A 6,006-nucleotide genomic window follows, 5' to 3' on the forward strand; every position below is an offset into this window, starting at 1 on the left:
CTGCAACGTCTACATCGGAAACACCATCTATATCGGTCATAGACTGGCACACAAACGTTATATCTGTATTCTGCTCGGTGCTTCTATTTTGGGCAACTGTCAGCATTGACTCAGATAAATCAATGCCGATCACTTCATACCCAGCTTTTGCAAAGCTGACACTTAGTACACCTGTGCCACAGCCTATGTCCATTAAACGTTTATTTTTCAAAATAGGTGCTTTAGCCAGCACCCATTCTGCATATTTATCATATGGTATATCTGACATCAACGAATCGTAGATGAAGGCGAACTGGTCGTAAGTAGACATTATGCGTCATGTCCTACTTCAATCATTGGAGCATCGCCCCATAGACGTTCTAGGTTATAATAAGAGCGCTCATCTTTATGGAATACGTGTGCTACCACATCTCCCATATCAACTAATATCCAACGAGCCTCATCGAAGCCTTCCATACGTTTTACATTGAATCCAGCTTTATCTGCTTGTTCAAACAGTTCCTTTGCAATCGCTTGAACTTGACGATCTGAGTTAGCGTGACAAATTAGAAAGTAATCCGCAAGTAAAGATACGCCTTGCATATTTAAAATTACAATATCCTCCGCTCTTTTGTCGTCTGCCGCTTTATAAGCTATTTCTACTAATGATTTGTTTGAAGTCATTCTTTCACTTTTCCTCTCTTTTGTATCAAGTCATTATAACAATGAAATGAATCCGGAAAAACCGGCTGTCTTTTTTTGATCAAAAATGTCATGCTGTGCTGGACGCAACTAAGCATCCCTTCTTCTAAATCTTGATTTGCAATTTCCCTTAATACTTCTACTCCAGGGAAACTTCTACTAGGTTCAATCATATCTGCAATATAGACGATTTTTTCTAAGTTAGACATCCCTGCCCGGCCCGTCGTATGATACTGAATAGCATTAAGAATATCCGCGTCTTCAATATTAAACTCCTGCCTTGCTACATAGCTTCCCACAGGAGCATGCCATAATTCATGGTGAAAATTTAAAAGCATCGGGTCCATTTGCTCTGAGATAATTATTTCTTTCAGCCAGGACTTTTCTGCATATTTTACACTGTCATGTAATATGCCAGCAATTTCAGCTTTTTCTGTATCCTCACCGTATTTAGCTGCAAGCTGTGTAGCTGTCTCGGCTACACCTCTCGTATGGATAAAACGGCGCTCCGGCATTCTGTCTTTCATTTGAAGAAGCATAGATTCAAATTTCATACAGATTCTCCTTTTGAATGTATTCTCTAACCTGAGCAGGAATTAGAAATTTTGTTGTTTCTCCATTCTTCAGTCGTTCCCGTATGACAGTAGAAGAAATATCGATTTGGGGAATATCTAAGGTAATAATAGGATATGCAGACACGATAGAGGTATTTGGTCTTGCAACACCAACCAAACGCACTAATTTTAAAAGATCGTCAATACGGTGCCAGTTAGATAAATACTCTACCTGGTCTCCGCCAATAATGAAATAAAACTCGGTGTCTGCTTCTTGTTCTGTTAATATTTGCATCGTATCAACAGTATATGAGGTTCCCCCTCGAATAAGCTCAATCGTTTCAATAGCCATATATGGCACATGTTCAATAGCAAGCTTTAGCATTTCTAATCGCTGTTCGGAAGTCACTCTTGTATCCTTTGATTTATGTGGAGGAATAGCATTCGGCATCAGTCTTACTTCATCTAAATGAAGTGCATGAAACACTTCATTTGCAATGATTAAGTGGCCAATATGTGGAGGGTTAAAAGTCCCCCCCAATATCCCTACTTTTTTTGTCATGCACGATTCACTTTTGGAAGCTCAATTCGTTTGTTGTTTTTAGACTGCTTGTACAAAACAACCGTTAAACCGATTAACTGGACAAGCTCTGCTCTAGTACCTTTTGCAAGTGCTTCTGCCACCTCGTGCTTTTCATCCTCACAGTTTTGTAAAATACTGATTTTGATCAATTCACGTACTTCCAACGCTTCGCTAATTTGCTTAGTCATTGCATCGTTAACGCCACCTTTACCTACTTGAAATATTGGTGACAAATGGTGAGCTTGACTACGTAAAAATCTTTTTTGTTTACCTGTTAACATATTATCCTCCTAATTGCTCTGTCAATCGTTGAATCATATCATCTGTATTCGGATAACTTCCGTTCCAATATGAAAAAGCTAAGGCACCTTGATGTACAAGCATACCTAAACCGTTAATTGTTCGAACATTGTACTTTTCTGCTTCCTCTAAAAAAGGGGTAACTAAAGGATTATATACAATATCAGCAACAATTGTATACTCTTTAATACCTTTTAGTTGAATAGGAAGCTCTTTACTATTACTTTTCATACCAAGAGGAGTTGTTTGAACAACCACATCAAACGATTGTAATTGTTCCTCTGCCTCTAGGTATGTAATTGCTTGACCAAATTGAAGCTCATCTACAAGTTTTTTTGCATTTTCTAATGTACGATTTGCAACGGATAGATTTTTATATCCAAGCTGCTTAAAGGCAAATATAATTCCTCTAGCTGCCCCGCCTGCACCGAGCATCAATATATTATTGGAATGGTCAGTTTCTCCAAGCGAACGGATAAACCCTAATCCATCCGTATTATAGCCCACGAATTCCCCTTCATCTGTTTTGACGACTGTATTTACAGCCCCAATTTTGGCAGCTGATTCATCCAGACGGTCCAAAAAAGGAATGATGGCTTCTTTATATGGTACCGTTACATTCCATCCACTACACCCTAGAAGCTTTAAACCTTCGATAGCGTCCTTTAGCTTCCCTTCCTTCACATGAATAGGAATGTAGCTTGCATTGATATTTTGCTCCTGTAGCCAAGCATCATGCATATAAGGTGATAAAGAATGGGCAATTGGATTACCTATGACTGCAAACCATTTTTTCAAACTTACTTCCCCCTAAATAAGAGATGGACGAATAGAAACCTCTACACCAGCAGGAGCATGAGCTGCTATCACAACTCCGCCTTTTTGCACAGTTATCCAACCAAGTCCTGAAAATACGATATCCGTTTTATCATCTTTTATCTTAAATTCATGTCTTACTAAAGGTGGTAATAGGTCTACAAATTTCTCAGAAGGCGGTGACAACAATTGACCGCGATGCTCTTGCCATAAAGTATCAGCATTCTCAAGCTTCGTACGATGAATTGGAATATCGTTTGCTATATGACAAGTAAAGGCAGATCGTTCTCCCTTTATAAAATCAAATCGAGAAAGTCCTCCAAGATAGAGAGTTTGCTCACTATTTAGTTGGAATACCTTTGGCTTCACTTCTTTTTTAGGTGTGATATATTTTAGCTCCGATGGATCTAAGAAATGGGCCATCTGGTGATGATTAATGATTCCTGGCGTATCATAAAGAGCTTTTTTATCATCTAAAGGTATCTCAATCATGTCCAAGGTTGTCCCAGGAAAATGAGAAGTAGTGATAACTGCTTCTACTCCGGTAGCCTGTTTAATAATCCTGTTTATAAATGTAGATTTACCAACATTGGTACAGCCTACTACGTAAACATTTTCACCTTTACGATAATGCTCAATAGCCTCCATAGCTTCTGGCATACCAGTACCTTTATGTGCACTGACAAATAGAACATCGATTGGTGATAAGCCTAGTTTCTTTGCTTCTTGCTTCATCCAATTGATTACTTTGTTTTTCTTAACGGATTTAGGCAGTAAATCTGCTTTGTTTGCTACTAATAGTATCGGATTGTTACCAACAAATCGGTGTAGGCCTGGTAGCCAGCTTCCGTTAAAATCAAAAATATCTACAATCTTCACAATTAGTCCTTTTTTTGTACCTAAACCATTTAAGATTTTTAAGAAATCATCGTCGGTTAAAGAAACCGGCTGCAACTCATTGTAATTTTTTAAACGAAAACAACGCTGGCAAATAATATCCTCTTTTTCTAACGAAGAAACAGGAGCATATCCTGGATCTCCAACTACCTCGGTTTGGATTACTGTTCCACAACCTATACATTTTGGTGCTTCTGTCACGCTTCTTCCTCCCATGTAACTTGTCCTTTTTTGTCCAAGTAACTAAAAATTCTTCTCTCCACCATACGATTGAACTTTGTCACGAAACCATCTGATTTTGCGACAGGTATCACTAGAATGGTATGGAGCTTTTGTCTATTTCCGCCAAAGACATCCGTTAATAGCTGATCACCAATAACAACAACTTCCTCTTTTTTAACGGACATTATACTTAGAGCATGACGAAAAGCCTTTCCTAAAGGCTTTTTTGCTTTATATATAAAAGGAATCCCTAATGGATCTGCAAATGACTTAACACGTAATTCATTGTTATTGGATACAATGGTTACTTGAATACCTGCTTCTTTCATATTAGTGAACCATTCTATTAGCTTAGGGGTTGCATCTGGTCGATCCCATTCAACTAATGTATTATCCAAATCTGTAATAATTGCCTTTACGCCTTTTTCCTTTAACATTTCCGGTGTTATATGAAAGACACTTCTAACAAATTCACTTGGTATAAAATTTGAATACAAAGACAAACACTCCACTTCGACACTTTTTCTTTAACGATTATAGCATATTTGCGACTCTCTCACCCATTCGAATAAACTTTCCAGGAGTTATTTCTCTTGAAAACTCTATACTGTCTTCTTCAAATAACAAAACTACTGTTGAACCGAAAGAAAAGTAACCTACCTCTTCTCCCTTTTTCCATTCTAACTCCCTGTTAGTAAGTTCAATGGAATTCACGAACATTGCCCCCACCTTAATGTGAAAACAACGCTTATCATTAGGCATCAAAAGCTCTGTCAATAGCCGATAGTTGCCACTAATTGTTTCTTTACCATAAGCTAGTCCCCATTTGTTCACTGGATAGGATTTCTTTCCTAGCACATACTGTCGAGTAACCTTCCCGTCAATGGGAGAGTGGATTCGGTGATATTCGGCTGGGCTTAAATATAAAATGATAAATTTACCTTTTTCATATTCTTTACCTATTTTGTCGGTGCCGAGCATATCATAAAGCGTGTATGGTTTTCCTTTTACATGAAAAATTCCATCATACGTTATATCCCCGAAAGTTTCAATAGTCACATCTACTGGACTTATAATTCCATTGACAGCTGGGTCTATATTTCTACTATTTTGTTTTAATGGGCGAACAAAAAAATCATGCAATGTAGAAAATTCATGGAGATGACATGGCATTTCAGAAGGATCTATATTAAAATGTTTCATATAGGCAGGTATTATTTTCTTACTGAGATTAGACTGAGCAAAGCCTTTGATTATAGATGATGACCACCTACCATTGGTCAGCTCAATCATAGATTGATATATTTTTTCTTTCATTTCTTAGTCTCCCTATAAAAATTTACTTACAATTTTTGTTTAATCGAAGTATAATGAACAAATATGTTATTTGTAAAGGAGTGATTTGCAATGTATTTACAAAATGCTATGACTCAAACAATAAAAAAACTAAAAACGCAGGCTGCTAATATGATAACAATTGGTAATTTAGCATTCGGTGGAGCAGCAATTATGGCTACAGTAAATGAATACTACACGTTTAGCGTGTTATTTATATTTATAGCAGGCTTGTTAGATCGTTTTGATGGCATGGTTGCCAGAAGATTCAACTTAGAGTCAGAGCTTGGTAAACAATTAGATTCGATGAGTGATATTATATCATTCGGAATTGCACCTGCTCTTTTAATGTACTCCTTAGTTTTACAGGAATTTAGTATTGCAGGAATGATTATTACTGTTATATATATAGCTTGTGGCGCATTTAGATTAGCCCGCTTTAATATTTCTGAGTCAAATGGATTTTTTACAGGACTACCAATTACGGTTGCCGGAGTAATTTTAACATTATCATACTTCGCTATTAATTTTGTTCCGCCAGTTACGTACATGTTTTTATTTATTATTCTTGCATTATTAATGATTAGTACCTTTACTTTAAAAAAGGTCTGATATGCT

The 6,006-nt window shown here is 37.1% G+C and carries 10 protein-coding genes; 1 reads left to right on the top strand and 9 read right to left on the bottom strand.

Annotation, left to right across the window (positions count from 1 at the left end):
• The 9 genes from AC06OU_RS06390 to AC06OU_RS06430 all read right to left on the bottom strand — a co-directional run.
• Nucleotides 1-310: class I SAM-dependent DNA methyltransferase (locus AC06OU_RS06390; protein ID WP_475854733.1), on the bottom strand; the 310-nt coding region annotated here is incomplete at its 3' end.
• A complete protein-coding gene (gene rsfS / locus AC06OU_RS06395; protein ID WP_169358040.1) occupies nucleotides 310-663 on the bottom strand; it encodes a ribosome silencing factor in 354 nt (117 codons plus the stop codon). The genes rsfS and AC06OU_RS06390, both read right to left, overlap by 1 nt.
• Nucleotides 660-1,235, bottom strand: a complete 576-nt coding sequence (yqeK, locus tag AC06OU_RS06400) for a bis(5'-nucleosyl)-tetraphosphatase (symmetrical) YqeK (RefSeq protein ID WP_475854735.1) — start codon at nucleotides 1,233-1,235, stop codon at nucleotides 660-662. The genes rsfS and yqeK overlap by 4 nt, the downstream gene beginning before the upstream one ends.
• Nucleotides 1,225-1,797, bottom strand: coding sequence for a nicotinate-nucleotide adenylyltransferase (locus AC06OU_RS06405; RefSeq protein ID WP_475854737.1), 573 nt, complete (start codon nucleotides 1,795-1,797; stop codon nucleotides 1,225-1,227). Before AC06OU_RS06405 ends, yqeK begins: the two co-directional genes overlap by 11 nt.
• Entirely contained in the window at nucleotides 1,794-2,099 is a 306-nt protein-coding gene (yhbY, locus tag AC06OU_RS06410) for a ribosome assembly RNA-binding protein YhbY (protein WP_169358037.1), read from the bottom strand. The genes AC06OU_RS06405 and yhbY overlap by 4 nt, the downstream gene beginning before the upstream one ends.
• Nucleotide 2,100: 1 nt before the next feature.
• Complete coding sequence (aroE, locus tag AC06OU_RS06415; protein WP_342568016.1) at nucleotides 2,101-2,916, bottom strand: shikimate dehydrogenase; 816 nt, start codon at nucleotides 2,914-2,916, stop codon at nucleotides 2,101-2,103.
• Between the two features lie 12 nt (nucleotides 2,917-2,928).
• On the bottom strand, nucleotides 2,929-4,032 hold the full coding sequence (gene yqeH, locus AC06OU_RS06420; protein ID WP_475854739.1) for a ribosome biogenesis GTPase YqeH: 1,104 nt from the start codon (nucleotides 4,030-4,032) through the stop codon (nucleotides 2,929-2,931).
• Nucleotides 4,029-4,550 (bottom strand): YqeG family HAD IIIA-type phosphatase, encoded by a 522-nt coding sequence (locus AC06OU_RS06425; RefSeq protein WP_169358034.1) that lies wholly within the window; start codon nucleotides 4,548-4,550, stop codon nucleotides 4,029-4,031. Before AC06OU_RS06425 ends, yqeH begins: the two co-directional genes overlap by 4 nt.
• A gap of 37 nt (nucleotides 4,551-4,587) precedes the next feature.
• Nucleotides 4,588-5,370 (bottom strand): phosphatidylserine decarboxylase, encoded by a 783-nt coding sequence (locus tag AC06OU_RS06430; RefSeq protein WP_475854742.1) that lies wholly within the window; start codon nucleotides 5,368-5,370, stop codon nucleotides 4,588-4,590.
• Between the two features lie 90 nt (nucleotides 5,371-5,460).
• Between AC06OU_RS06430 and pssA the strand changes: the two genes are divergently transcribed.
• Nucleotides 5,461-6,000, top strand: coding sequence for a CDP-diacylglycerol--serine O-phosphatidyltransferase (gene pssA / locus AC06OU_RS06435; RefSeq protein WP_169358032.1), 540 nt, complete (start codon nucleotides 5,461-5,463; stop codon nucleotides 5,998-6,000).
• Nucleotides 6,001-6,006: the final 6 nt, after the last annotated feature.

The sequence above is a fragment of the Psychrobacillus sp. genome (assembly GCF_056205495.1).